Consider the following 23,202-nt stretch of genomic DNA (forward strand, 5'->3'; position numbering starts at 1 on the left):
TGCTTCTCTTGGCTGTGATGCCTACCATTCGAACATACCTACAACAATTTATAGATGAAAATGAGATATCGATTAATAAATTTTCAGATATAAGCGGGATTAATGCGGGAACCATTTGTAATATTTTAAGTGGCAATCGCCCGATTGCAGTTCAGCAACTAGACCGTATTACAGCAGGAATGGACTTAGAGGAAGGCCACTACTACGATTTATATATTAAGGAATGCTTTGATCAGGAAAGCCCCGACTGGAGGCGTCTTGGTCCCCTTTTGCGCCGCTGTGCGGAGTTAAATCGACTAGAAGATGTGGAGCTTATTTTGCGTTATACGTTGGACAATTTAAACTACATCCCATTACTTTTTGATTTAGCAGAGCAGTTTTTTGAAGAGGGTAAAAAGGAAGCTGCAATTCTCCTCTACGAAAACATCGCAGAAAGCGAACGAACCCAACATTCAGAGCGCTTGGCATTGTGCCAATATCGCTTGTTTTTATTAAGATTGAATGACGATCAGGAGAACAACTTGCTTGTAGCCACGTATTTCGAGCCTTTTGTGGAGCGATTAGATGAGGATTATCAGTTGGATGCCATAAATGAGTTGTTGAATATAAATATTTCTTTGAGAAGATGGGACAGGGTTGAGCAAAATGCGGAAAGATTGTTAGAGAAGGCTTTAAAACAATATAAGCTCATGGGTCAAAAAAATTGTAATAAAAATCATTCACACCCTTTGATATTCTATATATTAAATTCTTATTTGGTTTTTGGTTATGTTCATTACCAACTAAACCAATTTTCAAAGTCACTTGAATATGTGGAGATGTATGACAACGTAGATTGGATAAAAGATCCTGATGATGAGGAAAAACGCATAATTAAGCAATTTCAAAGTTGGGCAGTGGCTAATCGTTATGTATATCAATTAATGGCAGGACAGCTCGAAGTTTTACCTCAATATATAGAATATATTGCTGATAGAGAAAAAGAAATATTTATTGGTGTTTATACTATAGTAACCGTTGCTAATCAGTTTGAATTAGACATTGATGACGTTCTCACTAGATTTTCTAAGTATTTGAATTTTGGAAAACAGGACAATTCTATTGGGAAAAAAAGTGAACATGTTATGTTAAGTCAATATACTGATTTCTCTAAACAACTAGCAATTTACTATTTAAAGAGGAATGACCCAGATAAAGGAATTCATTATCTTATAAACAGTTTTGCATTAGCCATTAAAATTAATAATGAGAATGCAATGTTGCAATGCATAGCAATTTATGAACAACATCGGAGTTCAGCATCAGTCCAAGCACAAAACACATATAAACAACTTATTAAAGAGGTGTTAAAGCTAAATGAAAAAAAAATGGGTTAAAAAATTAATTTATATTGTGACCTTATCAACATGTTTTTTAATCTTAACACCACCAGCAAACACAGATGTAAACATTCGTAATAATGATGAACCCATTATTATGAACTTACACAACCATGGAATTGGAACTTTATAAAGTTCGAAAGGATGCATGCGATAATTAATGCATCCTTTTATTTATATTGCGAAAATTAAACAATCATTTTTTATGATAATTAACACTAAAATATTACATAATAACTTTGTTGTTATTTTATACAAAAAATTAAACAGTATTATAGAATTTAAAGAGGTGTATCTCTTGAATTTAACTCCTACCATTCGTACCCTCATACAGGACTTTCTTAAACAAAATCACCTATCCATGAATAAATTTGCAGACTCCATTGGGATGAACGTAGGCGCTGTTAGCAATATAATAAGTGGTAAGCGATCAATTTCAGTAAAGCAACTAGACCAAATTACAGCAGGTATGGGGTTAGAGGAAGGTTACTTTTATAGTTTATATACTACTGAAATTTTTGAACAAGAAATTATGGATTGGAGAAAGATAAAACCACTCTTAAAAAGATGTGCTGATTTACATAGGTTGGAGGATATAGAACGTATTGTACAGCTCACACTTGAAAATCTCACCTACATTCCTTTGCTATTTGATATAGCAGAGCTTTTTTTTAATGAGGGAAAACATGATGCTGCGATTCTACTTTATAAAGGAATTGCTGAAAGTGAAAAAAATCAACATTCAGAGCGATTAGCTCTATGTCAATTTAGATTATTTTGGCTACGACTTAATGACGATCAGGAAAACAATTTACTGCTTGCTACACAATTTGAGCCATATATAGAGAGACTAGAGGAAGTTTATCAGTTAGAAGCCTTTCATTATTTATTAAATACATATTTGTCTCTTTCTAGATGGGACAAAACAGAGGAAATTGCAAAAAAATTATTAGAAAAGGCAACTAAACAATATAAGATATTCGGTAAAAGTTACGAAAATAAACTCAGTGATAGACCATTAATCTTTTATATCTTATATTCTTATTTGTCATTAGGCGATGCTTATTTTCAATTGGAGGAATATGATCAGGCTTTGAATTTTATAAAAATGTATACAGATGTAGAATGGGTATCTGAGCCAAACAGTGAGGAAAAAGTAATATTACAACAATTCCAAGAATGGGCTAACGCGAATCAACTGTTATATCAACTCATGGCAGGTCATGTTGAGGTCTTATCTAAATATGTAGAATATATAAATACAAGAGAAAATGAACAGTTCATCGGAATGTATTATATTGTCATAGCAGCAAATAAATATAACCTAGACATAGATAATATGCTCTCAACCTTCCAACTAGAATTATCATTTAAAAAGCAAGTAATTCAAATTTCTAAAATGATGAAACAAGTCGCAATAGAACGATATACCAACATTCTAAGAGAATTAGGTATCTATTATTTAAACAAAGGTCAATTGGATACAGGTATCCAGTACGTTATTGAAAGCCTAGAATCAGCAATCAAAATTAACAATAAAAACACAAAATTAAAGTGCATTACGGCTATCTTTGAAATTAGCCTACAGCATGAAGAATATACAACGAATCCAACCTTTAAAAACCTTATGAATGATGTACTAGAGGTAAGCAGAAAGTCTTAATTATTTTATCCTATTGCATTTCTATATTTAACCCACTTTATGCCAATATATCCTAAAATATTACATAAAGGGAGGTGTTATATATGGATTCTTGCGATTTTCTAAAATATAAAATAGAACAAGCTAGGCAACAATTATATGACATCGAAGTAGAATGTGGTTCCCTCATTCACCCCGAAGTCATTCAACAGTCTATGGTGCTTGATGAACTCATCAACCAATATAACCGACAACGCTTTAAGCTTAAACAAACATGTTAGTTCAAATAAATAATCCTCTTTTTCTTATTCCTAAAAATTAAAAATTTATTTATAGCATTTATAGTATTAGAGGTGATTCCCTTGAATTCTATATCATCTATTCCTTCTTTTATTCAGCGCTTTTTAGACAATAATCACTTAACTATGAATAAGTTTGCGGATTCCATTCACATGAATGTAGGTGCACTTAGCAACATTATTAGTGGTAAGCGATCAATTTCAGTAAAACAACTAGACCAAGTTACAGCAGGTATGGGGTTAGAACAAGGTCACTTTTATAGTTTATATATTACTGAGAATTTTGAACAAGGAACCATGGATTGGCGAAGGCTGAGACCGTTACTTTCAAGATGTGCTGAGCTTAATATGCTCTACGAAATTGAGCAAATATTACAGCTTACATTGGAAAATCTAAATTATATCCCTCTGCTATTTGATATGGCGGAGCATTTTTATATTCAAGGAAAAAAGGAAGTAGCGATCAAACTATACCAAGGGATTGCAGAAAGTGAACGGAATCAACATTCAGAGCGACTGGCTTTATGCCACTATAGATTGTTTACGTTGAAGTTAAATAATGATATGGAAAATAACTTATTGCTTGTTAATCAATTTGAACCTTATGTGGAACGCTTAGAGGAAGGGTATCAGTTGGAAGCAATTCATAAGTTAATAAATATAAATATATCTCTTTCAAGATGGACAAACTTACAGCAGTATGCCCAAATCTTATTAGAAAAGTCATCTAAACAATATAAGCTATTGGGTGAGGGTAGCGTCAATTTAAAAAACAATAGACCAATATTATTTTATATCTTATATGCGTATTTGGAATTAGCTCACGTTCAATTTGAATTTGAACAATATAAGCAAGGATTAGAATATATTGATATGTATGCCAATACTGGATGGGTGAATAATCCTACTCAAGAAGAATTAAAAATTATTGAACTATTTCAAGAATGGGCAGAGGCTAATCGCTTATTATATCAATTAAGGGATGGAAAAATTGAAGTATTACCTGACTATGTAGAATACATCAGTACACTGGAACATGAGAAATTTTTAGGAATATATCATATTATCACGGTTGCTAATAAGTTCAAACTCGACGTAGATAACATTATTGAACGCTTCAAAGAATATCTATCCTTTAAACCTCAGCAAACCAAAATATCAACAATCTCTAATCAAGTGACTTTAGAAAGATACACAAACCTTCTAAGAGAATTGGGAATCTATTATTTAAACAAAGGACAACTAGACACAGGGATTCGCTATATTATAGATAGTCTAGAATCTGCGATTAGGATCAATAGTAAGGATATTAAACTAAAATGTATTATGGAAATATTTGAGATTAGTCTTCAACATGAGAGTTATGCGGGGAATACAAAGTTTAAAAATCTGATGGGTGATGTGTTGGAGATGAGTAAACTATCCTGATTAGACTAAAAGTGTATAAAAAACAGAAAAACCAACTTTAATTATAAAGATAATATTTTGAAAGGCCGCAAAAATTATTGCGGCCCTTTCACTATAATTTAGGAGGAACTTATGACTACTAACATATTGAAACTACTTTGGCTACCTATCCTTTCTCTAATTTTTCTTGTATCCTGTTCCACTAACATAGAAGATGCTATAGATACAAATATAGTACAGGATAAAATAATCACTTTAAGTACATTACGTTTAGAAAAGGGATACATAGTTTTTTTTGAAAAAGAGAGTCATAAAGATATAGGTGTGGCTTTTATTCCTCCATCTAAAGAAAAAGGAAAGACAAGTATTAACGGCTATTTAAACCAAAATAATAATAAGCTGAACTGGCACTATAGTGCCTCTGAGTTAGGTGGAACCTTCTACTCTGTCTATTATGGGACTTTGACTCAACCTCCTAAAGGAAAAGTATATATTGAATTTAAAAATGGGGTCAGGAAAGAAGCAACAGTTTTACAAGCAAGTCAAAGCTTGGTGTGGACTTTAGTTATTAATGAAAGATTTGAACAAAATGAGCTAAAGGTTACTTTAGAGCAAGGTTAGTTTTCCCAAATGAAGTTAATGCTTTCCAAAAAGGGCGATTACACTTAAACAGCTCATTTATAAACATTTCACTACCGTCATCACAGGTATGATCATCAGTTGTTTACTAACATATGTTTAGTATCAACATCAATCAAAAACATGTTACACAAACTATATTTTCCAACAATTAAATACTAAGATTAATTTCTGAGATTGAGCTATTTTAGGGAGCTAAGTAAACTAAGCATTCCTTTTTTATATGCTTCTTTAATCGGCTTAGAGTCAAGCACTTACCTTATTTAGGGTTTAATGGAATATAGTAATATGCGTTAAGATATTATATAAAGAAGGTGATGAAATGTATGAAAAAACACTTATTATTTATTAAGAACCATTACCTTATTTTACTTACTGTCCTATTTATTATTTGCCTAATTGCAATAGGCTACAGTGAGTATCAGCAAAAAAAAATGTACAAAGACCAAATTTCATCCCAACTTCGCAGTGATATTAGCAAGATTGCAAATCAATTTATGGAAATTGATAGATTTTACGATAGTATTTTAACTACAAATCAATATAATTATCAGGCGACAAGGAATGAAGCAGATTTCATATATATCCGTCTTCGTGACATTATGTTATTAACAGACAAATGGTTTTTCTTAAGCCAAGATTTTGGTTATTTAGACGAATATCCAACAAAATATTTAGGGGATTCTCTATCTACAGTGAGCACATATTTTTTTGAAGTTGTTAAAACAGACCAACCGATTACTGACAAGGACAAGAAAATATTATTAACGTTCCAATCCTATAATAAGGCATTAATTAAGGCATTAACCAAGTCAGAATTATTTCAACCTTATGAGAATGCCTTAATCTTTAAGGAAAAATATAAGGAATCTGCTCTCCAAGTATCTGATCTTGTCTGGTTAAGAACACTTCTATTACTTGAGAAAGAAAGTACACAGTTTTTAGAGGAGCGACATCTGCAAAAACTTAGTGATGTAATTTCAAGGGAGGGGTCTCGCTGAAAATATTTATCAAAAAATATTATATCCTCATAATCGCAACCCTCTGCATTATCAGTTTACTAGTAGGTATATATTATGAACACCAATCAAAAATACATTACAAAAACTATATTTCCCAACAATTAAGGCAAGATTTCAATAGCATTAGAGAAGATCTAATACAAAGCGAAGTCCTTTTTCGCACTATCTTAATTGATAATAAATTCACCAGAAATTATGGTTATGATGGATCTAAAACAGAAGCCTTTGCACTAACTTATCGGAGTGAAAATATCCAATCAATCCTCTCTAGGCTTGAAACCTTAAGTTATGAGATGGGTTATATTGCCGAATATATACCTAGTAGTTTAAAGAAATCTCTAAACACAATCAGTGCATACTTTGATAGTAAAATTGATCCTTCTAGGCCAATTAGTGATGAGAACCGATATATTATTACTACCTTCCGTCAGTACAATTCGCAATTAATTGATGCTTTATTTCATAAAACAAAAATATTTAACGAACTTGGTCATTTTAAAGATCAATATGCAGAAGATGAATATTCTCTCCAAGTATCTGATCCTGTGTGGGTGGAAGCATTAAAAATACTTGAGGAAACGAGTCTACAGTTTCTTAAAGATCATAACCTAGATAAATTAAGTGACATTCTGGATAAATAAAGATACTACTCAACTATTGCAATGAAATTTTCAAAGTCAAGGAGTCATACAATGCCAAAAACGATGATCTATTTCATTTTTATCTGCGCAATAATAACCATTTCAGGCTGTAATAGAGACGTTGACACTTCCGAAGCATCTATTTTAATTTACAAAAATCAAATGTATATAGGGAATGAGGGCACTTCTCGAATTAAATTTTATGATTTCCCAAAAGTAAGCAGGGTTACAACAAAGATTTTAAACAACAAAGTTCCAGATGATCATGAGCATTCTAATGATGAAATACTTGCAAATGAATTGGCGGTCGGGACAGAAATTTATCAACTCGATGAAAATAAACTTTTTGCAAAAATAAATGATCGTATTTATAAGGTATTTGAGTTACAAGAGAATTCTGGAAGTGTAAATAATACTATTGAGAATTAAACAATTAACCATTTAAAATGTTATCATAAATAGGATAGATTTATAGATTTGTTTGCATAAATGACTTTGAGCATAACTTGTGGTTAACCAGACAGATGTTTTTTACGAAGAAAGGACATTCAGCATAATTATGAAGGCACAGGCACCTAAGAGGAAATTAATCTACTTGGATGGAATAAGAGGATTAGCAGCGTTTGCGGTAGTTATATCTCATTACATACAGGTATTTTACCCTGCCGCATTAAATGGAAGACTAGAGCAGGCTCATTCTAAATGGGATACATGGTATGGATATTCGCCAGTTAATTTGTTTTACAATGGTCAATTTGCAGTATGTTTATTTTTTGTATTAAGTGGCTATGTACTAAGTGTGAAAATGTTTGAACAGGATCATGATCGCGATGCCCTACAGAAGTTATTGCACTCCAGTGCGATTCGGAGATATATTCGTCTTGCTCTTCCTGCAGCTTTATCAGTCATTTTAGTGTATTTAGCCATCATTAGTAATCTAGTTTATTTACAAGAAATATGGGACTTAACTTGGACAGATATGAAGATGAATTACTACGCTTTAGATACAAATCTATATACAGTAATTAAAGCAGCAATATTTGATCCATTTTTTCGATTTAAATCACATCCATACAACCCAGTCTTATGGACAATGAGCTATGAATTAGCAGGTTCGTTTTTAGTTTTCAGTTTTGTCGCTTTATTTGCAAACATGAAAAAAAGATGGATTGTTTATTTAGTTTTATCTATTGTTTTTATTCAAACTTATTTTGTCGCCTTTTTATGGGGGATGTTACTTGCAGATTTGCTCAGACTAAAGTGGCTCAATAACAAAAAGACAACAATACTCGTGCTACTTATGGGGCTTTACTTAGGTTCCGCACCTTATACCTCATTAATAGGGACAATGTATGCTCCTATAGAAATAGTTACAAATCATATAAATTGGTGGAGTCAGTTTAAAATTGATCCTCGACTTCTTGCGAGAAACTTAGGTGCAGCTATGGTTTTATTTGCGTTGCTTCGTTCAAATATGATGCAGCGAGCTTTTTCATGGCAACCTTTTGCTTATCTTGGGCAGATTTCTTTCTCTATTTATCTTATTCATTTCACCTTCTTAAATACGTTTTCAGCTTTCTTATTTAGTAGAGTGATTGATCATTTTAGCTATAATCTTGCTTTTGCAATTACGTTTATAATTTCTATGGTACCCTTATTTGTTTTATCGCATTACTATATGAAATATATTGATCAAGGTGCTATCAAACTAGCTCGGAATATTGAGAAAAGCATCACCTAAATAACCTACACTATCGTTTACACTACATTTTTGATGACTTCTCTTGCATTATCATTGATAAGTTTTACAGCATTTATACTAAATAAAAATAAGTAACACTCTAATATAATTCTTTTACACGATAGGTGTTAACTGTTCCAATATATAGTACAATCATTACATATGTTCATATTTTACATTTTTATTATTAACTTATGTAGTGAGGCGACCGCATGTTTAAAAATAGCAAATTCATTTTATTATCTGCCCTTCTAGTGATATCTACAATGGTATGTGGGTATTTCGTAATTCAGCGATACCAACATAAAATTCCGATTATTAAGAAATGGGCGGCTACATCGCCATATGATGGTTTAAAACCTGAAGCAAATGATCCAAACGGGATTTACTATAAAAATCGTGTCCTAGTGTTAATGTACCACAATATTAGTCCTACACCTGGGGACTCGACGACATTATCTCTCGCTAATTTTGAAAAGCAGTTAGAGCTAATGAGAGATAATAACTTCCACTGGATTTCCATGAGCCAATACAGGGATTTTATATTGAATGGGGCATCTGTCCCTGATAATGCTGTACTCCTGACTTTCGACGACGGCTATGAATCATTTTATAAATATGCTTATCCGCTCCTTCAGAAGTATCAGGCTCCTGCCTCTAGCTTTCTAATTGTTAATACTCTTGATAATCCGAAGCACATCGGAGTTAAGAAATTAACGTGGGAGCAAGTTCAGATCATGCATAAAAATGGATTTGATTTCTTTAGTCATACGTTTGATTCTCATGAGTATGCAAAATCTAATGCTTCAGGCTCTAAAAAAAACTCAATGCTTGCTGGCCCAATGTTCTTAAAGGATAAAAATCGAAAAGAAACAGAAGAAGAATACGAGCTACGTATTACTAATGACCTTAAACAGGCAAACGATATGCTACAGCAAAAGCTAGGTGTCCAAAACTATGTACTTGCTTTTCCTTATGGGCTCTTCTCTAAACCTCTTCTGAATATAAGTAAGGAGTTGGGAATTGATATCACTTTTACGGTTAAGATGGGCATAAATAAGCCGGGACAAACCAACGGTTTTCGAGTTAATGCTGGTGGGAAGTCCAATAATCCTGACTTACAGCTCTCTCTTATGAAACACGCGGAAGAGAAGCTTGACGGTGTTCAATACAACGAGGATTATGATACTTATATAACGCAGTCTTTGCTTGTCTTAGGTGTTATCTTTATCCTATGGTTAGGGTATGGATGTAGATTACTCATGAAAAAAAAACATAATATAACTCACATCACCTAAGCATCTAAAAGAAAACCGATGAACATTTACGATCGTAAACGTTCATCGGTTTTTTCGTCTTTAAGCGAGGTTATTTTCTCGGCTTCTTTTGTAAATTCATTATTACTAGCAACATAAATTTAATCTATTAATAATGTGTAACTAAAGTGTTTAGTTATCCATCTAATCCTATAGAACGCAATTATTATGATTCTCCCAGTGGTAAACTCAAAATTAATTTTTCTCATCCAATTAATAGTATGTACCGTCATATTATTAGTGCACTTCATCAGAACCATTTAAAGAAAATAAATACATTATAACTAGTTAAAGGTAACCTTTAAAGAAAGTTCAGCATAATTGTACATGAACTTAATTTATTTGGTATGGAGGAAACATGTTTAAAAAAATTAAGGTCATTTTATTTTCTGTGCTTTTAATAGTATCAACAATTGTGTGTGGCTATTTTGTAATTCAACGCTACCAACTTAAATTACCCGTTACTGATCAAGCTATAGCAAAGTCTCCATATGATGGATTAAAGCCTGAATCCACTACTCCAAACGAGATTTACTACCAAGACCGTGTATTAGTGTTAATGTACCATCATCTTAGCCCTAATCCAGAGACACCTTCTACATTATCTGTCGATAATTTTGAAAAACAGTTGGAGTTGATGAGAGAAAATAACTTTCACTGGATTACGATGAGTGAATACAGAGATTTTATACTGCACGGGTCTCCTGTTCCTGATAATGCAGTACTGTTAACTTTTGATGATGGTTATGAATCGTTGTATGAGTATGCTTACCCGTTGCTACAAAAATATAAGGCACCAGCCTCCAGCTTCCTTATCATTGATAAAGTCGATAATCCAAAGCACGGCGGATTTAAAAAATTAAACTGGGAGCAAATAAAGATCATGCACCAAAATGGAATTGAATTTTTCAGTCATTCATTTCATTCACACATGTATGCAAAATCTAATGCCTCAGGTACTTCAAAAAACGCAGTATTAGCAGGTCCAATGTATTTAGTAGATGAAAATCGGCAAGAAACAGAAGAAGAATACAAGTTACGTATTACTAAAGATCTAAAACGAGCGAATGACATTTTACAGCAAAAGCTGGGTGTTCAAAACCATGTACTTGCTTTTCCATATGGACTATTCTCTGAGCCTCTGCTCAAAGTATGTGAGGAGTTAGGCATTGATATCACACTAACGGTTAAGATGGGTATAAACAAACCGGGGCAAACGACTGGTTTTCGAATTAATGCTGGAGGAAAATCCACTGATCCAGAGCTACTGATCTCCCTAATGAAACATGCTGTTGAAAAGCTTGGTGATGCTCACTTTAATCAAGAGACTTAACTATATCCCTCTTTTACCGAGGTATCCGCTACTACCGTAATCACCAAAAGGTAAAGAGGATAAAGCATCCAAGCGAATATCATTAGTAATCCTGTCACTGGTGCAGGACTTTCCCCTGCCTCTGTAATCGGAATCAGCCACACATTAAGCCTAAGCAAGACATAATAAAAGGGAGTCCAAGATAGGGTAAGCCAATATTTATAATATCCCTGCTTGAGGTATTTCTTTACAAGGAAGTATAACGTTGTAGACGAGATTAAAATTAATATGAAGCAAAACGCATTAGAAAGATGAGTAATCATTTCTCCCGACCAGCCTGTAATTCTTTCAAGACGGTAGTAATTACCCATAGGTAGGAAAAAAAGATAGAGTACAAACGCGTTAAACAAACTAACAGTACTTAATTTCAAAACCTTATGCATACATTCACTCCTAAACATAAATATCAGTGGAATATATTAACTATAATATAATTATGACTTTTCAGCCAACAAAGGATAATTATGGATTTGTTTAGAATATATTAGTTATTAAAATAAATAAAAGGAGGACTTATGCGGAAATCATTGTTTTGGGGTGGAATAGTAATTTCGATCATGGGTGGATTGATGTATTGTTTTGAGCGTTTTTCTGCTTACATCTCTCAGGGCATTATAATAGGAGGCCATGCTATTCATGGTACAACGGTGAGCGGAGTAGAGGGTATAAATATTCAATTAAGTACGAATGAACTTGTCCCTCTATTCCTAGTGGTTGGGGTTGTTTTCATAGTTATAAGCTTATTATCTGATAATTTGAGCAAAGGAAAAATTCAAGTTAAAAAAACAAACAACAAGCATTGATTCGATTTTTTAGGATCTATGTAGAGAATTAAAACATTGAAGGAGGTATTTTATGTTTAAAGGGAAGTTAGCTTTAATCTCACTATGTTTTATACTAATTATAACTATTGTAATTCTTACATATCAGCAAAACTCACTTCGTCAAGACCCTAGAGTGTATAGCTTCTCCATTGAAACATCAGATTTTAAAATAAAAGATATCGAGTTTGTAGTCTATCCTGCTACTAATTCAGTATATGTTACAGATCAATATTTGGAGGTAATCGGAGAAAACAAAAGATTTTCAAATATTGCTTATGAAATATCTATTAATAACAAAATGATTTTATCGAATAGCCAAGCCGAGGATCCATTTAATTTGCCTGATGCTTACAATGGTAAGATAACTTATACTTTAAGAAACTTAATTCAAAATGCACCTGTTAAATCTAATGATGAGATTAATATTAAATTAATTTATGTAGTGAACGGAGTAACTAATAATAAGGTGGGAACTGCTAAGCTGGAAAACCTAATTAAACCCACTTCTACAACAGGAGATAATAACCTAAATACTATTCGCCTCTAGAGTCAGGATGATCAGTGATATTGAAGTATGATATACAAACAATAAGTCAATTTTTCAAGATCAATCTAGAGGTTTTAATTATAAATAAAATAGTGAGCTATTAAAAAGACTGAAATTAATAATTCTGGTATTAGCAAGTAAATGGATACGATATGTTGCTTCGTTTCTTTAATATATTTATATTCTAAGATTGAAGTATATGCGCCATGGAGTGGCAACAATAGTCCAAATACTAGTTCAAAAACTCGTATATTTAAGATCGAATTAAGCCAATACATTCCTAACAAAAAAATAATAAAAACAATTGTAAAAAGGTTATATCTTTTTTTGGCAGGTGTATCATTTAAAGTTCTATCGTCTTGTACAATCATTGCGGTTAAAATACGTTGTGCACAATATAATAATATAAAAACAATTAAATAAAACCTAAAATTTACCTCAATCATCTTTTCTCCATCCTATATGTTACCACACCACACGCCAATTCCCATCACAAGTAGCCTCAATCGTTCCACGTTCTACGATATAGTCCGCGATCAGTTCAGACATATCCATCATAATTTCCTTTACAACAGGGCGATTGCGGTACATGTCATAGTCACCACCACCTCCAGCGCGATAGCTATTCATGACGACATCTATTTCTTGTTCCATGGTTAAATCCTGTCCCTGATACTGTAGCAAGGTAACTCGCTCACCGATTGGTTTCCGAAGGTCCAATTCATACGTAATTCCTTCCCACATATCATAGTTATAGTGAGCAGGCTTAGGTTCGATGTAGATTGGATTCACCTCGGGTTGTCCCTCTACATTAAGGATAAAGTAATTTGCCGTCTGCTCTAGCGCATCCTTAATATCCTGTCCCCGTAATCTAAGCACCGTTAGCGTGTTAGGATACATGAAATTGGTTAGCACATCGCGTAGCGTAATGTTTGCATTAAAGCCAATTGAACCTTCATTCAATAAAGCCGCATTCGATACATTTACACCTGCTACCTCCATTTGCACCTTATTTACAAATTCTATAAAAGGGTGATCCTTTAAACGACAGGAAAATGCCGATGTAATCGTCATATCTCCATTGACTTGTCCAATCGGCTGATCAAGCCACACTTGTGTCTGATCTTCTATTGAATTAATGAGCGCAATAATCTGCTCATCCGCCCTAACATTTTCATCTATCTTTTTCAATTCAGCCTGCCTATCTGTTATTTTCCATGTACCTGCTTCATCTTTTGTAAACGTAATGTTAACAACACCTAAAGCTTGCCCTTTACAGCCTGGTTGAATCACAGATACACCGCCAACTTCACTTGCTATATAGCGATGCTGATGCCCTGTTACTAAAACATCAATGCCTTCAATTTCCGTACACATGGCAACCCCTTGATTCTCTCCTGTTAAGCGCTCCGTCTCTACTCCAGATGATAAATCACGCTCAAAACCACCATGATAACATACTACTAGCAAATCTGGCTCAACCTCAGCACGAATATGTGCCACCCATGCCTTTGTTTGTGTCAAAGCATCCTTAAATTGTAATCCTTCGATATGCTCGGGTCGTTCCCAATTTGGGATGTAATGCGTGGTAATACCAAGAATGGCTACCTTTACACCTGAATCTAATATTTTAACAAGATAAGGTTTGCCTAAGAAGCTAGCGCCAGTCAACTCGTCCAATTCAGAATTTTTACCTATAGTTTGTCTCTCATCCTCCCACACAATATTAGCGGAAAGCCATGGGAATTCACTATCCTGTACAATCCCCTGCAACGTATCCAAACCATAATTAAATTCATGATTGCCAAATACCGCAGCATCATAACCTAGCTCATTAAGTGCTAGAATGGCGGGATGGATATCATTTTTTTGCTTCAAAGCATAGATAGACAGCGGTGTACCTTGAATCAAATCGCCATTATCGATCAGCAACAACTCTGGGTGTGATGCTCTCTCCTGTCTGATTAGCGTAGCTACCTTTGCCAAACCTAGATTCAAATCACCATCTCCACAATAATCTGTAGGGAAAATATGTCCGTGAATATCACTGGTAATCAACAATTTACAGGATGCTATTTGCTTATTTTCTTGCTTATTTCTCTCCATTTCCATATCTATCTCCTTCTCCACCGTAACTCCCCCTTTTCTTCCTATAGATTTTAAGGCTCAATCTTGAAATTAGTTTCTTGTGTCTCTTAAAATCTAATTCCATCCATCAATAGACTTTAATAAAAAGCAATTTGATTTTAACACAATCGCAAGAACGCTCTGGATCGTAGCCTATTCTAGCAGGTTCATTTGTATTTTTCATGGGGTATTTCAATTTTTTACAAAAGTTTTTCATTCTGCTTACATTCCGCAAATACAACAAGCCTATAGTTAGAAATGTTAAAACACTATTATATTTGTGGAGGTCATTTTACTTTGAAAAAGATAATGAAATTTATTGCCCCTTTACTTATCACCGCTGCTGTAGTGAGTGGATGTAACTCAGGAAGTGCAAGTGAGGCATCCAAAAATAATTCAGGTTCAAAGCCAGCAGCTAGTACCAACACCAGCACAACAGATACAGGTTATACACCTGAGAAGACATTAACTGTACAATTTGTACCTTCTCAAAATGCGGATACACTTGAGGCAAAAGCAAAACCACTAGAAAAATTATTGTCCGATGAGCTAGGAATTCCCGTTAGTGTGAGCGTATCTACTGACTACAACACGATCATTGAAGCGATGGCTTCAAAAAAGGTCGATGTCGGCTTTTTGCCACCAACAGCTTATGTGTTAGCTAAAGAAAAAGGGGCAGCAGACGTTATTTTACAAGCACAACGTTATGGCGTAGAAGATACAACAGGTGCTCCAACAACGGATCTTGTGGACTTTTATAAATCAATGATTATTGTCAAAAAGGACTCTCCCATCAAAACGGTTGAGGACTTAAAGGGTAAAAAAATTGCTTATCAAAACGTAACCTCTTCTGCTGGTTTTGTATGGCCAGCTGCTAAGCTGATGGACGCAGGAATTGATCCTTTAAAGGACATTCAAGCGCTCACTGTCAAGGGACATGACCAAGGTGTCATTGCGGTATTGAACGGGGATGTAGACGCAGCAGCCATTTTCCAAGATGCACGTAACGTCGTGAAGAAGGACTACCCAACTGTATTTGAAGATACTCGTGTGCTTGCTTTTACTGAGCCAATTCCAAATGACACGATTACTGTACGTAGTGACATGAACGCAGATTGGAAGACCAAAATCCAAGAGGCCTTTATCAACATTGGAAAAAATGAAGAAGGACACAAAATCATTAAAGAAATTTATTCCCACGAAGGTTATGTGAAATCCGACGATAAAGTGTTTGATATTGTGCGTGAATACGGCAAAAAGGTAAAAACTGAGTAAGTAAATTGAACTAAAAGCAGATTGAGTAAGTATACTGTAAGCTTGTTAAGCAGTTCTAGCAACAAAAAGGAGCCTAAGCAATGATAGAGTTAAAAAACGTCACAAAGCTATATTCAAATGGAACCAAAGGGTTAAACAACATTAATTTAACCATGAAGCAAGGTGAATTCATTGCTGTCGTTGGGCTATCCGGAGCAGGGAAATCCACCCTGCTTCGCTCCATTAATCGCCTTCATGATATTTCAGATGGAGATATATTAATTGGTGGTAAATCCATCACCAAGGCAACAGGTCGTGATTTACGCTTACTTCGTAGAGATATCGGCATGATTTTTCAAGGCTTTAACCTTGTGAAGCGGAGTACGGTTTTGCGTAATGTGCTTGCTGGCAGGGTAGGTCACCATTCTACACTACGTACCTTGATCGGTAATTTTCCGAAGCAGGATATCGAGTTAGCATTTGAAGCCTTAGAACGTGTCAACATTCCAGAAAAGGCATATATTCGTGCCGATCAGCTCTCTGGTGGTCAACAGCAGCGTGTAGCGATTGCACGTGTGCTTGCTCAAGAAGCAAAAGTAATTCTCGCTGATGAGCCTGTGGCATCACTTGATCCGTTAACAACCAAGCAAGTTATGGATGATCTCAAAGCTGTAAACCGTGAGCTTGGCATTACGACGGTCATCAATCTGCATTTTATAGATTTAGCGCGAGAATATGCAACACGTATTATTGGACTCCGTGCGGGTGAGGTCGTATTTGATGGCCCTGTTCATGAGGCGACAGATGGAGTATTTGCTGAAATTTATGGTCGCCCGATTCAAAGGGATGAATTGCTACAAGGGCAAGAGAAGGAGCAGGTGGTGGTATGAGTACACCAACTGAATTGAACGCTATTACGGGAGCTAGCCCAATCCGTCCTACTCGCCCAAGCAAAACAAAGCATTATTTTACTTTTGCCCTCCTCGTTATTTTGTTATGGGGCAGTGGCATTCAGACGAAAGTTTCCTTTAGTGAGTTATGGTTAGGCTTACCAAACATGTTCGATTTGCTCAAACAAATGGTTCCACCAAATTGGGGTTATTTTGCTCGTATTTCTAGCGCGATGTTAGACACATTACGAATGGCAGTAGTCGGAACGACCTTAGGGGCAATCATGGCGGTTCCTGTTGCTTTGCTAAGTGCAAGTAATGTTGTGACACGCAAATATATTTATTATCCGATCCGTTTCATGCTAAACCTCATTCGTACGATTCCTGATTTACTGCTTGCGGCTATTTTTGTTGCTATTTTTGGACTTGGGGCATTACCAGGTATTTTTGCGCTAGCTGTATTTTCGTTAGGTCTTATTGCGAAGTTAACTTATGAGGCACTGGAAACGATTGATGCAGGTCCACTTGAAGCAATGACAGCCGTAGGTGCAAATAAACTGCAATTGATTTTATATGGGGTTGTTCCACAAATTCAAGCTCACTTTGTTTCATATGTACTATATACGTTTGAAATTAATGTCCGCGCTGCTGCTATTTTAGGGTTTGTGGGTGCAGGTGGAATTGGTCATTATTATGAAGTGACATTAGGGTTCCTTGAATACGATAAAACAAGCAGTATTATTGTGTTCACATTAGTCATTGTGCTGATTATTGATTATATCAGTGCGAAGCTAAGGGAGAAATTATTATGAATCATATCAGAAGTGAGCTTATTCCAAAACCTAAAAAAAATCCATATCGCTATCTGGTGTATATCACACTTGCCATCATTTATATTTGGGCGTTTGCTGGGGTTTCATTTAGCGGTATTAAGGAAACCGCGGGGAAAATTACGAAGGCGATCTTTGCAGGTATTTTATCGCCTGACTGGGGTTATGTTTATTTGCCTGACGGTGAGGATCTATTGCGTGGCTTATTAGATACACTTGCTATCTCTGTGCTAGGTACTTTTATTTCGGCAGTCGTATGTATCCCTTTTGCTTTTTGGGCAGCTGTCAACATGAGTAAAACTAAAGCGATATCGGGATCAGGTAAAATGCTGCTTAGCTTCATCCGAACGTTCCCCGAAATTATTATGGCGATTTTATTTGTCAAAACAGTCGGACCTACCTCCTTTGCAGGTGTTCTCGCCTTAGGCGTTCACTCAATTGGCATGATGGGTAAGCTGTTTGCAGATGAAATTGAAAATATTGATCGTGGACCGATCGAAGCGCTGACGTCTACAGGTGCAAGCAAGCTGCAAATCTTATGGTACGCTGTAATTCCACAGGTTTTACCTGGGTTTCTGTCCTACACCTTGTACCGATTTGAGATTAACGTCCGCTCCGCGACTATTCTCGGACTCATAGGGGCAGGTGGAATTGGAACCCCATTAAGCTTCGCCCTTACAGCTCGGAATTGGGATCGAGTAGGGATCATTTTGCTCGGAATTATTGCTATGATTACGATGATTGATTATATTTCTGGCACGTTACGTAAAAAAATCGTATAACGTCTTATGTATAGATTCATTCTCATCAGTCCATTTTACTAGTTAGCTTCAGTTGCCTGAAGGATAAAAAATGAAAAAAGCTGTTCCCCAGCTGAGGAACTGACTCCCGTTTGAAAGACGGGGTCAATTCCTAGACTTGTGGAACAGCCTTTTTTTAATATTAAAGCTTAAACGCTCCAATCGTTTTCTTCAATTGTGCTGCCATGTCCGACAACGTTTGCGCCGAAGCTGAAATTTCCTCCATCGAAGCGAGTTGCTCCTCCGCAGAAGCCGCAACCTCCTCAGATGTAGCTGCATTCCCAACTGCAATCGAAGCGAGCTCGTTTGCTGTGGATGTTATTTGCTGAACACTTGCTGAGATTTGCTCAGCCGTAGCCGCAATTTCTTCGATTTGCGGCGTAGTTTCTTTAATGTTAGCCAAAGTTGCTTCGACCTTTTGCGTGGTAACTTCAGTTATATTCAGACCTTCTTGCACTTCAGCTGTCACCTTGTTCATCGTTTGGACTGCACTTCCTGTATCCTGCTGAACCAACGTAATTAACGCTGAGATTTGCTTCGTAGATTCCGCTGATTGTTCTGCTAGCTTACGCACCTCATCCGCAACAACAGCAAAACCACTGCCATGCTCTCCCGCTCTCGCCGCTTCAATCGCCGCATTTAAGGCTAATAAATTGGTTTGATTAGCAATTTCACTAATCGCTTGTGTAATTTCTCCAATTTCCTGTGATCGTTTATACAAAACCTGCAACGTTTCATTAGATGTACCCACCGATTCATAAATCGATTGCATCTGATCTCCAGCTTGCTGAAGGGATTTGCCCCCCTCCTCCGCTTGCGTTGAAGACAATCTCGCCAAATCTGCAACAGCGCTAGAACGCTCCGCAATTAGAGTGACGCCATTTGCAATTTCCTCTAGTGCATTGGAGTTTTGCTCTAAGCCGATCGTCTGCTTCTCTGCACCACTCGCAATTTCTTGTACCGCTTCAGATACTTGTTCACTTGCTCGGCTTGTCTGCTCCGCGCTCATTGTAAGCTCCCCAGAAGACGTAGCAACATGCTCTGCACTCGTTCTAACATCCTGAATTAATGACCGTAGCTTAGTTTGCATTGCTTGGAACGCCATACCCAACTGACCAATCTCATCTTCTGATTTTATTATAATTTCTTGCGTTAAGTCCCCTTCACTTACATACCCAGCTTGCTTCACAAGTAATGCAATAGGTTTCACAATAGATCGGATCATGAAGAATATAAACAACCCACCGATTACAAGACATATACCCGCCGCCATCATCGTTGTAAAGGTAATCGTATTCATAATGCTATCTGTTTCTGAATAATACAACGTTCCTGCTATTTTCCAGCCGGTCAGTTCATTCGTAGTATATTGAAGATATTTAGCTTTACCTTGAAATGGAAAATCGTATGCATTTTTATCCGCTTCATACATTTTTAAATTAAACTCTTCCTTAACTTCTCGACCTGCCTCAAATGTAGGATGCAATATGTAATGTTTATTTTTATCTAAAAGTATTGCATAACCTTCCTCACCAATTTTAATCGTTTCCACTTGACTCTTAAAGTTAGATAAGTCTAAATCTATTCCTATTACACCAGATCCATCCGCTGCCTCTGCCGATATTGAGGTGACCATCTTCCCTGTTCCAATGGATAGATTAGGCTGATTAATTACTGCCTTTCCTTTTGCATTTATTGCAGGCTCGTACCAAGGACGTGTTCTTGGATCATAATCTGAAGGCATTTCCTTCATAGGAAAGTTAATGTATTCCCCTTCTTTTGTTGCAAAATAAATCTGGCTTACCTCAGGATGGAGTGTTAAATACTCATTAAATGATTTTAATACGTCTTCGCGCTCATTCATTATTTTTTCATAGTTTATTCCTTTTGCAAAATACTCAGCATCGTGCACCTTAGGTTTCATCATCGTATTAATTAACTCGTTAATTGAAGCTACAGATTGACTTGTACTCTGTTTAAGTTGAGTCTCAACCCCAGTTTTTGCACTGTTAGAAGCTAATAAACCAATCGTAAGCGATGGAATTAAAAGAATGGCTGCTGTAACCATAACCATCTTCACCTTGAAATCATTAAAGCGAATATTTAGTCGTTTTCTTTTATAGCTCCTAGTTTTAAACTCCTTTCTTTTTTGTTCCTTTTTTGTTTTTGTCATTATTGTCTCCCCTTTTTGTCTAAAATGCACATCGTCTTATTATATATATCGGCTATGTAATTCGTGAAGTAAAATAGAGGGTAATTAGGGAGAATTAGCTAAATTAAAAAACGATGCTCTGCTTGTAAGCAAAACACCGTTTTCATCATTCTAACTTACCTCTATCCGATTCGTCATCATTATAATTAGTGATGAGCCTTCTGTCTTACAGCAAAATGACGATTATACTTTAAATATCTCAATCGTTTTCTTTAATTGTGACGCCATCTCTGATAACATCTGTACCGATGCAGATATTTCCTCCATCGAAGCAAGCTGCTCCTCCGCAGAGGCCGCGACCTCCTCACAAATCGTTGCATTTCCAACCGCAATCGAGGCTAGCTCATTTGCTGTAGATGTAATCTGCTGAACACTTGCCGCCATTTCTTCGGCTGTAGCTGCGATTTCTTCAATCTGTGGCGTGGTTTCTTGAATACCAGATAACGTTCCTTCTAGTTTTTGTAATGTAACTCCAGATATATTTAGACCTTCCTCCACTTCGGACGTCACCTTGTTCATCGTTTGCACTGCACTATCGGTATCCTGCTGAACCAAAGTAATCAAATCCGAAATCTGCTTCGCCGACACTTCAGATTGCTCAGCCAGCTTACGCACTTCATCTGCAACCACGGCAAAACCACTGCCATGTTCCCCTGCTCTTGCAGCCTCAATAGCAGCATTTAGAGCTAATAGATTAGTTTGACTCGCAATACTACGAATTGCACCTGTAATTTCTCCAATTTCTTGAGAGCGTTGATATAAAATTTGTAGTGTTTCGTTTGAAACAGACACTGATTGATAGATTGAATACATCTGATCTCCTGCTTGTCGTAATGATTTTCCACCATCCTCTGCCTGAGTTGAAGACAATCTAGCCAAATCAGCTACAGCACTGGAACGCTCCGCAATCAATGTGACTCCATTTGAAATTTCAGCAAGTGCATTCGAGTTCAGCTCTAAGCCCACCGTTTGCTTCTCTGCGCCACCTGCGATTTCCTGTACTGCTACAGATACCTGTTCACTCGCACGGCTTGTCTGCTCTGCACTCATTTTAAGCTCATTGGAAGAGGAGGCAACGTGCTCCGCATTTGTTCTTACTTCCTGAATTAAATCATGTAGCTTATTTTGCATGCCCTGAAATGCCTTAGCCAGCTGACCTATCTCATCCTCCGACTGGATATGAACCTCTTGTGTTAAATCACCTTCACTAATATAAGAGGCTTGCTTTACAAGGGTTTTAATTGGTTTTACAATCGATCTGACCATAAAGGTAATTAAGATTCCCCCAATGACGAGGCATATCAATGCAGTAAAGCCTGTAGTTCTATTAATCGAATTAGTAATCTCATCGGTCTCTGAATAATAAAGTGTACCCGCCAGCTTCCATCCTGTTAATTTATTCGTTGTATACTGAAGGTATTTGTTATCTCCTTCAATCTCATAATCAAATTCTCCTGACTCACCTTCAAACATTTTTAATGCAAAAAACTCCTTGGCAACTTGACCCGCCTCAATCGTAGGATGAAGTATATATTTTTTATTTTGATCTAACAAAATAGAATAGCCTTGTTTCCCAATCTGTACCGTCACAACCTCACGCTTAAATTCTTCTATATCAAGATCAACCCCGATAACACCTGCACCATCCTTCGTTTCAATTGAAACAGAAGCGACCATTTCATTTCCACCAGCAGGAAGATGTGGAGGATTGATCATGGCTTTCCCGTTGCCCTGTATTGCAGTCTGATACCATTCTCGCTTTCTAGGATCAAAATCACTAGGTAGTTCACTGTCAGGGTATTGAATAAACTCCCCTTTTTTTGACCCGTAATAAATTTGAGTTACTTCAGGATGTAATGCGATATATTGCTTAAAAGAATTCAAAAGTGATTCCCGCTCATTTTCAGCATGGGCATCTTCACCTTGGACTTGGTTAGCAAAATGCTCAACATCATGGATTTTAGGTTGAATCATACGATCAATTAAAATATTAACGGAAGCTACCGATTGTTTTGCACTATCTTTAAGCTGTTGGACAATCCCATCTTGGGCACTAGTAGCCGCCAAATAACCAATAACGAGAGATGGCACTAATAAAATAAATACCGTAATAAAAATAAGCTTCACTTTAAAATTGTTCATTCGATTTTTAAATCCTGTTCTACTATGTACCTTTTTAGAATTAATGAACTTATTTGATTGATTTGACTTATCTGACTTTTTTGACTTTTTCAATTTTAAATTCAAAATAGAACCCTCC

The 23,202-nt window shown here is 36.0% G+C and carries 22 protein-coding genes; 17 read left to right on the forward strand and 5 right to left on the reverse strand.

The genetic code is table 11. The features are described 5' to 3' along the window. Window positions 1-17: 17 nt before the first annotated feature. The 11 genes from ABE099_RS17730 (at window position 18) to ABE099_RS17780 (ending at window position 11,419) form a co-directional block, all read left to right on the forward strand. Complete coding sequence (locus ABE099_RS17730; RefSeq protein ID WP_430032799.1) at window positions 18-1,376, forward strand: transcriptional regulator; 1,359 nt, start codon at window positions 18-20, stop codon at window positions 1,374-1,376. A 163-nt stretch (window positions 1,377-1,539) separates the two neighbouring features. Next, the gene (locus ABE099_RS17735; protein ID WP_430032419.1) at window positions 1,540-3,042 is read left to right on the forward strand and encodes a helix-turn-helix domain-containing protein; all 1,503 of its coding nucleotides are present in this window, start codon (window positions 1,540-1,542) and stop codon (window positions 3,040-3,042) included. An 83-nt stretch (window positions 3,043-3,125) separates the two neighbouring features. Next, window positions 3,126-3,302, forward strand: coding sequence for an aspartyl-phosphate phosphatase Spo0E family protein (locus ABE099_RS17740; protein ID WP_210089033.1), 177 nt, complete (start codon window positions 3,126-3,128; stop codon window positions 3,300-3,302). Between the two features lie 81 nt (window positions 3,303-3,383). After that, on the forward strand, window positions 3,384-4,748 hold the full coding sequence (locus ABE099_RS17745) for a transcriptional regulator (protein ID WP_430032421.1): 1,365 nt from the start codon (window positions 3,384-3,386) through the stop codon (window positions 4,746-4,748). 111 nt (window positions 4,749-4,859) lie between these two features. Then, window positions 4,860-5,348 carry a hypothetical protein gene (locus ABE099_RS17750; RefSeq protein WP_430032423.1) on the forward strand — a complete coding sequence of 163 codons (489 nt, stop codon included), beginning with the start codon at window positions 4,860-4,862 and terminating at the stop codon, window positions 5,346-5,348. A gap of 344 nt (window positions 5,349-5,692) precedes the next feature. After that, window positions 5,693-6,367, forward strand: a complete 675-nt coding sequence (locus ABE099_RS17755; protein WP_430032425.1) for a hypothetical protein — start codon at window positions 5,693-5,695, stop codon at window positions 6,365-6,367. A 314-nt stretch (window positions 6,368-6,681) separates the two neighbouring features. Beyond that, window positions 6,682-7,029, forward strand: coding sequence for a hypothetical protein (locus ABE099_RS17760; protein ID WP_430032427.1), 348 nt, complete (start codon window positions 6,682-6,684; stop codon window positions 7,027-7,029). A 51-nt stretch (window positions 7,030-7,080) separates the two neighbouring features. Continuing rightward, window positions 7,081-7,458: a hypothetical protein gene (locus ABE099_RS17765; RefSeq protein ID WP_430032429.1), complete on the forward strand. Its 378-nt coding sequence runs from the start codon at window positions 7,081-7,083 to the stop codon at window positions 7,456-7,458. Between the two features lie 130 nt (window positions 7,459-7,588). Continuing rightward, window positions 7,589-8,770, forward strand: coding sequence for an acyltransferase family protein (locus ABE099_RS17770; protein WP_430032431.1), 1,182 nt, complete (start codon window positions 7,589-7,591; stop codon window positions 8,768-8,770). Between the two features lie 212 nt (window positions 8,771-8,982). Continuing rightward, window positions 8,983-10,068: a polysaccharide deacetylase family protein gene (locus ABE099_RS17775; protein ID WP_430032433.1), complete on the forward strand. Its 1,086-nt coding sequence runs from the start codon at window positions 8,983-8,985 to the stop codon at window positions 10,066-10,068. A gap of 376 nt (window positions 10,069-10,444) precedes the next feature. Further along, entirely contained in the window at window positions 10,445-11,419 is a 975-nt protein-coding gene (locus ABE099_RS17780) for a polysaccharide deacetylase family protein (protein WP_430032435.1), read from the forward strand. On the opposite strand, the gene ABE099_RS17785 is transcribed toward ABE099_RS17780, so the two are convergent. Then, complete coding sequence (locus ABE099_RS17785; protein ID WP_430032437.1) at window positions 11,416-11,841, reverse strand: hypothetical protein; 426 nt, start codon at window positions 11,839-11,841, stop codon at window positions 11,416-11,418. The two genes, ABE099_RS17780 and ABE099_RS17785, sit on opposite strands and share 4 nt — an antisense overlap. Window positions 11,842-11,973: 132 nt before the next feature. Between ABE099_RS17785 and ABE099_RS17790 the strand changes: the two genes are divergently transcribed. Further along, window positions 11,974-12,261: a hypothetical protein gene (locus tag ABE099_RS17790; RefSeq protein ID WP_430032439.1), complete on the forward strand. Its 288-nt coding sequence runs from the start codon at window positions 11,974-11,976 to the stop codon at window positions 12,259-12,261. Between the two features lie 52 nt (window positions 12,262-12,313). Further along, a complete protein-coding gene (locus ABE099_RS17795; protein WP_430032440.1) occupies window positions 12,314-12,829 on the forward strand; it encodes a hypothetical protein in 516 nt (171 codons plus the stop codon). Between the two features lie 74 nt (window positions 12,830-12,903). On the opposite strand, the gene ABE099_RS17800 is transcribed toward ABE099_RS17795, so the two are convergent. Beyond that, on the reverse strand, window positions 12,904-13,275 hold the full coding sequence (locus tag ABE099_RS17800; RefSeq protein ID WP_430032442.1) for a hypothetical protein: 372 nt from the start codon (window positions 13,273-13,275) through the stop codon (window positions 12,904-12,906). Window positions 13,276-13,294: 19 nt separating this feature from the next. Beyond that, the gene (locus tag ABE099_RS17805; protein ID WP_430032801.1) at window positions 13,295-14,935 is read right to left on the reverse strand and encodes a bifunctional metallophosphatase/5'-nucleotidase; all 1,641 of its coding nucleotides are present in this window, start codon (window positions 14,933-14,935) and stop codon (window positions 13,295-13,297) included. Window positions 14,936-15,253: 318 nt separating this feature from the next. Between ABE099_RS17805 and ABE099_RS17810 the strand changes: the two genes are divergently transcribed. From ABE099_RS17810 to phnE (ABE099_RS17825), 4 genes are all read left to right on the forward strand, one after another. Then, window positions 15,254-16,231: a phosphate/phosphite/phosphonate ABC transporter substrate-binding protein gene (locus ABE099_RS17810; RefSeq protein WP_430032444.1), complete on the forward strand. Its 978-nt coding sequence runs from the start codon at window positions 15,254-15,256 to the stop codon at window positions 16,229-16,231. 80 nt (window positions 16,232-16,311) lie between these two features. Then, window positions 16,312-17,100 carry a phosphonate ABC transporter ATP-binding protein gene (gene phnC / locus ABE099_RS17815; protein ID WP_430032446.1) on the forward strand — a complete coding sequence of 263 codons (789 nt, stop codon included), beginning with the start codon at window positions 16,312-16,314 and terminating at the stop codon, window positions 17,098-17,100. A 14-nt stretch (window positions 17,101-17,114) separates the two neighbouring features. Then, window positions 17,115-17,912: a phosphonate ABC transporter, permease protein PhnE gene (phnE, locus tag ABE099_RS17820; protein WP_430032803.1), complete on the forward strand. Its 798-nt coding sequence runs from the start codon at window positions 17,115-17,117 to the stop codon at window positions 17,910-17,912. Then, window positions 17,909-18,712 carry a phosphonate ABC transporter, permease protein PhnE gene (phnE, locus tag ABE099_RS17825; RefSeq protein WP_430032448.1) on the forward strand — a complete coding sequence of 268 codons (804 nt, stop codon included), beginning with the start codon at window positions 17,909-17,911 and terminating at the stop codon, window positions 18,710-18,712. The genes phnE (ABE099_RS17820) and phnE (ABE099_RS17825) overlap by 4 nt, the downstream gene beginning before the upstream one ends. 160 nt (window positions 18,713-18,872) lie before the next feature. Here the strand turns inward: phnE (ABE099_RS17825) and ABE099_RS17830 are convergent, their stop codons facing one another. Further along, complete coding sequence (locus ABE099_RS17830; protein WP_430032450.1) at window positions 18,873-20,903, reverse strand: methyl-accepting chemotaxis protein; 2,031 nt, start codon at window positions 20,901-20,903, stop codon at window positions 18,873-18,875. Window positions 20,904-21,125: 222 nt separating this feature from the next. Next, window positions 21,126-23,189: a methyl-accepting chemotaxis protein gene (locus ABE099_RS17835; RefSeq protein ID WP_430032452.1), complete on the reverse strand. Its 2,064-nt coding sequence runs from the start codon at window positions 23,187-23,189 to the stop codon at window positions 21,126-21,128. Window positions 23,190-23,202 lie beyond the last annotated feature (13 nt).

The organism is Paenibacillus turicensis (genome assembly GCF_050461185.1).
Classification (GTDB): Bacteria; Bacillota; Bacilli; order Paenibacillales; family Paenibacillaceae; genus Fontibacillus; species Fontibacillus turicensis_A.

Bases quoted from the DNA above. Each gene is read 5' to 3' on its own strand.
- phnC (WP_430032446.1), top strand. From the start codon at position 16,312: ATGATAGAGTTAAAAAACGTCACAAAGCTATATTCAAATGGAACCAAA.
- ABE099_RS17770 (WP_430032431.1), top strand. From the start codon at position 7,589: ATGAAGGCACAGGCACCTAAGAGGAAATTAATCTACTTGGATGGAATA.
- ABE099_RS17775 (WP_430032433.1), top strand. From the start codon at position 8,983: ATGTTTAAAAATAGCAAATTCATTTTATTATCTGCCCTTCTAGTGATA.
- ABE099_RS17740 (WP_210089033.1), top strand. From the start codon at position 3,126: ATGGATTCTTGCGATTTTCTAAAATATAAAATAGAACAAGCTAGGCAA.
- ABE099_RS17760 (WP_430032427.1), top strand. From the start codon at position 6,682: ATGGGTTATATTGCCGAATATATACCTAGTAGTTTAAAGAAATCTCTA.
- ABE099_RS17790 (WP_430032439.1), top strand. From the start codon at position 11,974: ATGCGGAAATCATTGTTTTGGGGTGGAATAGTAATTTCGATCATGGGT.
- ABE099_RS17785 (WP_430032437.1), bottom strand. From the start codon at position 11,841: ATGCATAAGGTTTTGAAATTAAGTACTGTTAGTTTGTTTAACGCGTTT.
- ABE099_RS17765 (WP_430032429.1), top strand. From the start codon at position 7,081: ATGCCAAAAACGATGATCTATTTCATTTTTATCTGCGCAATAATAACC.
- ABE099_RS17750 (WP_430032423.1), top strand. From the start codon at position 4,860: ATGACTACTAACATATTGAAACTACTTTGGCTACCTATCCTTTCTCTA.
- ABE099_RS17730 (WP_430032799.1), top strand. From the start codon at position 18: ATGCCTACCATTCGAACATACCTACAACAATTTATAGATGAAAATGAG.
- ABE099_RS17735 (WP_430032419.1), top strand. From the start codon at position 1,540: ATGCATCCTTTTATTTATATTGCGAAAATTAAACAATCATTTTTTATG.
- ABE099_RS17800 (WP_430032442.1), bottom strand. From the start codon at position 13,275: ATGATTGAGGTAAATTTTAGGTTTTATTTAATTGTTTTTATATTATTA.
- ABE099_RS17795 (WP_430032440.1), top strand. From the start codon at position 12,314: ATGTTTAAAGGGAAGTTAGCTTTAATCTCACTATGTTTTATACTAATT.
- ABE099_RS17830 (WP_430032450.1), bottom strand. From the start codon at position 20,903: ATGACAAAAACAAAAAAGGAACAAAAAAGAAAGGAGTTTAAAACTAGG.
- ABE099_RS17780 (WP_430032435.1), top strand. From the start codon at position 10,445: ATGTTTAAAAAAATTAAGGTCATTTTATTTTCTGTGCTTTTAATAGTA.
- ABE099_RS17805 (WP_430032801.1), bottom strand. From the start codon at position 14,935: ATGGAGAGAAATAAGCAAGAAAATAAGCAAATAGCATCCTGTAAATTG.
- ABE099_RS17755 (WP_430032425.1), top strand. From the start codon at position 5,693: ATGAAAAAACACTTATTATTTATTAAGAACCATTACCTTATTTTACTT.
- phnE (WP_430032448.1), top strand. From the start codon at position 17,909: ATGAATCATATCAGAAGTGAGCTTATTCCAAAACCTAAAAAAAATCCA.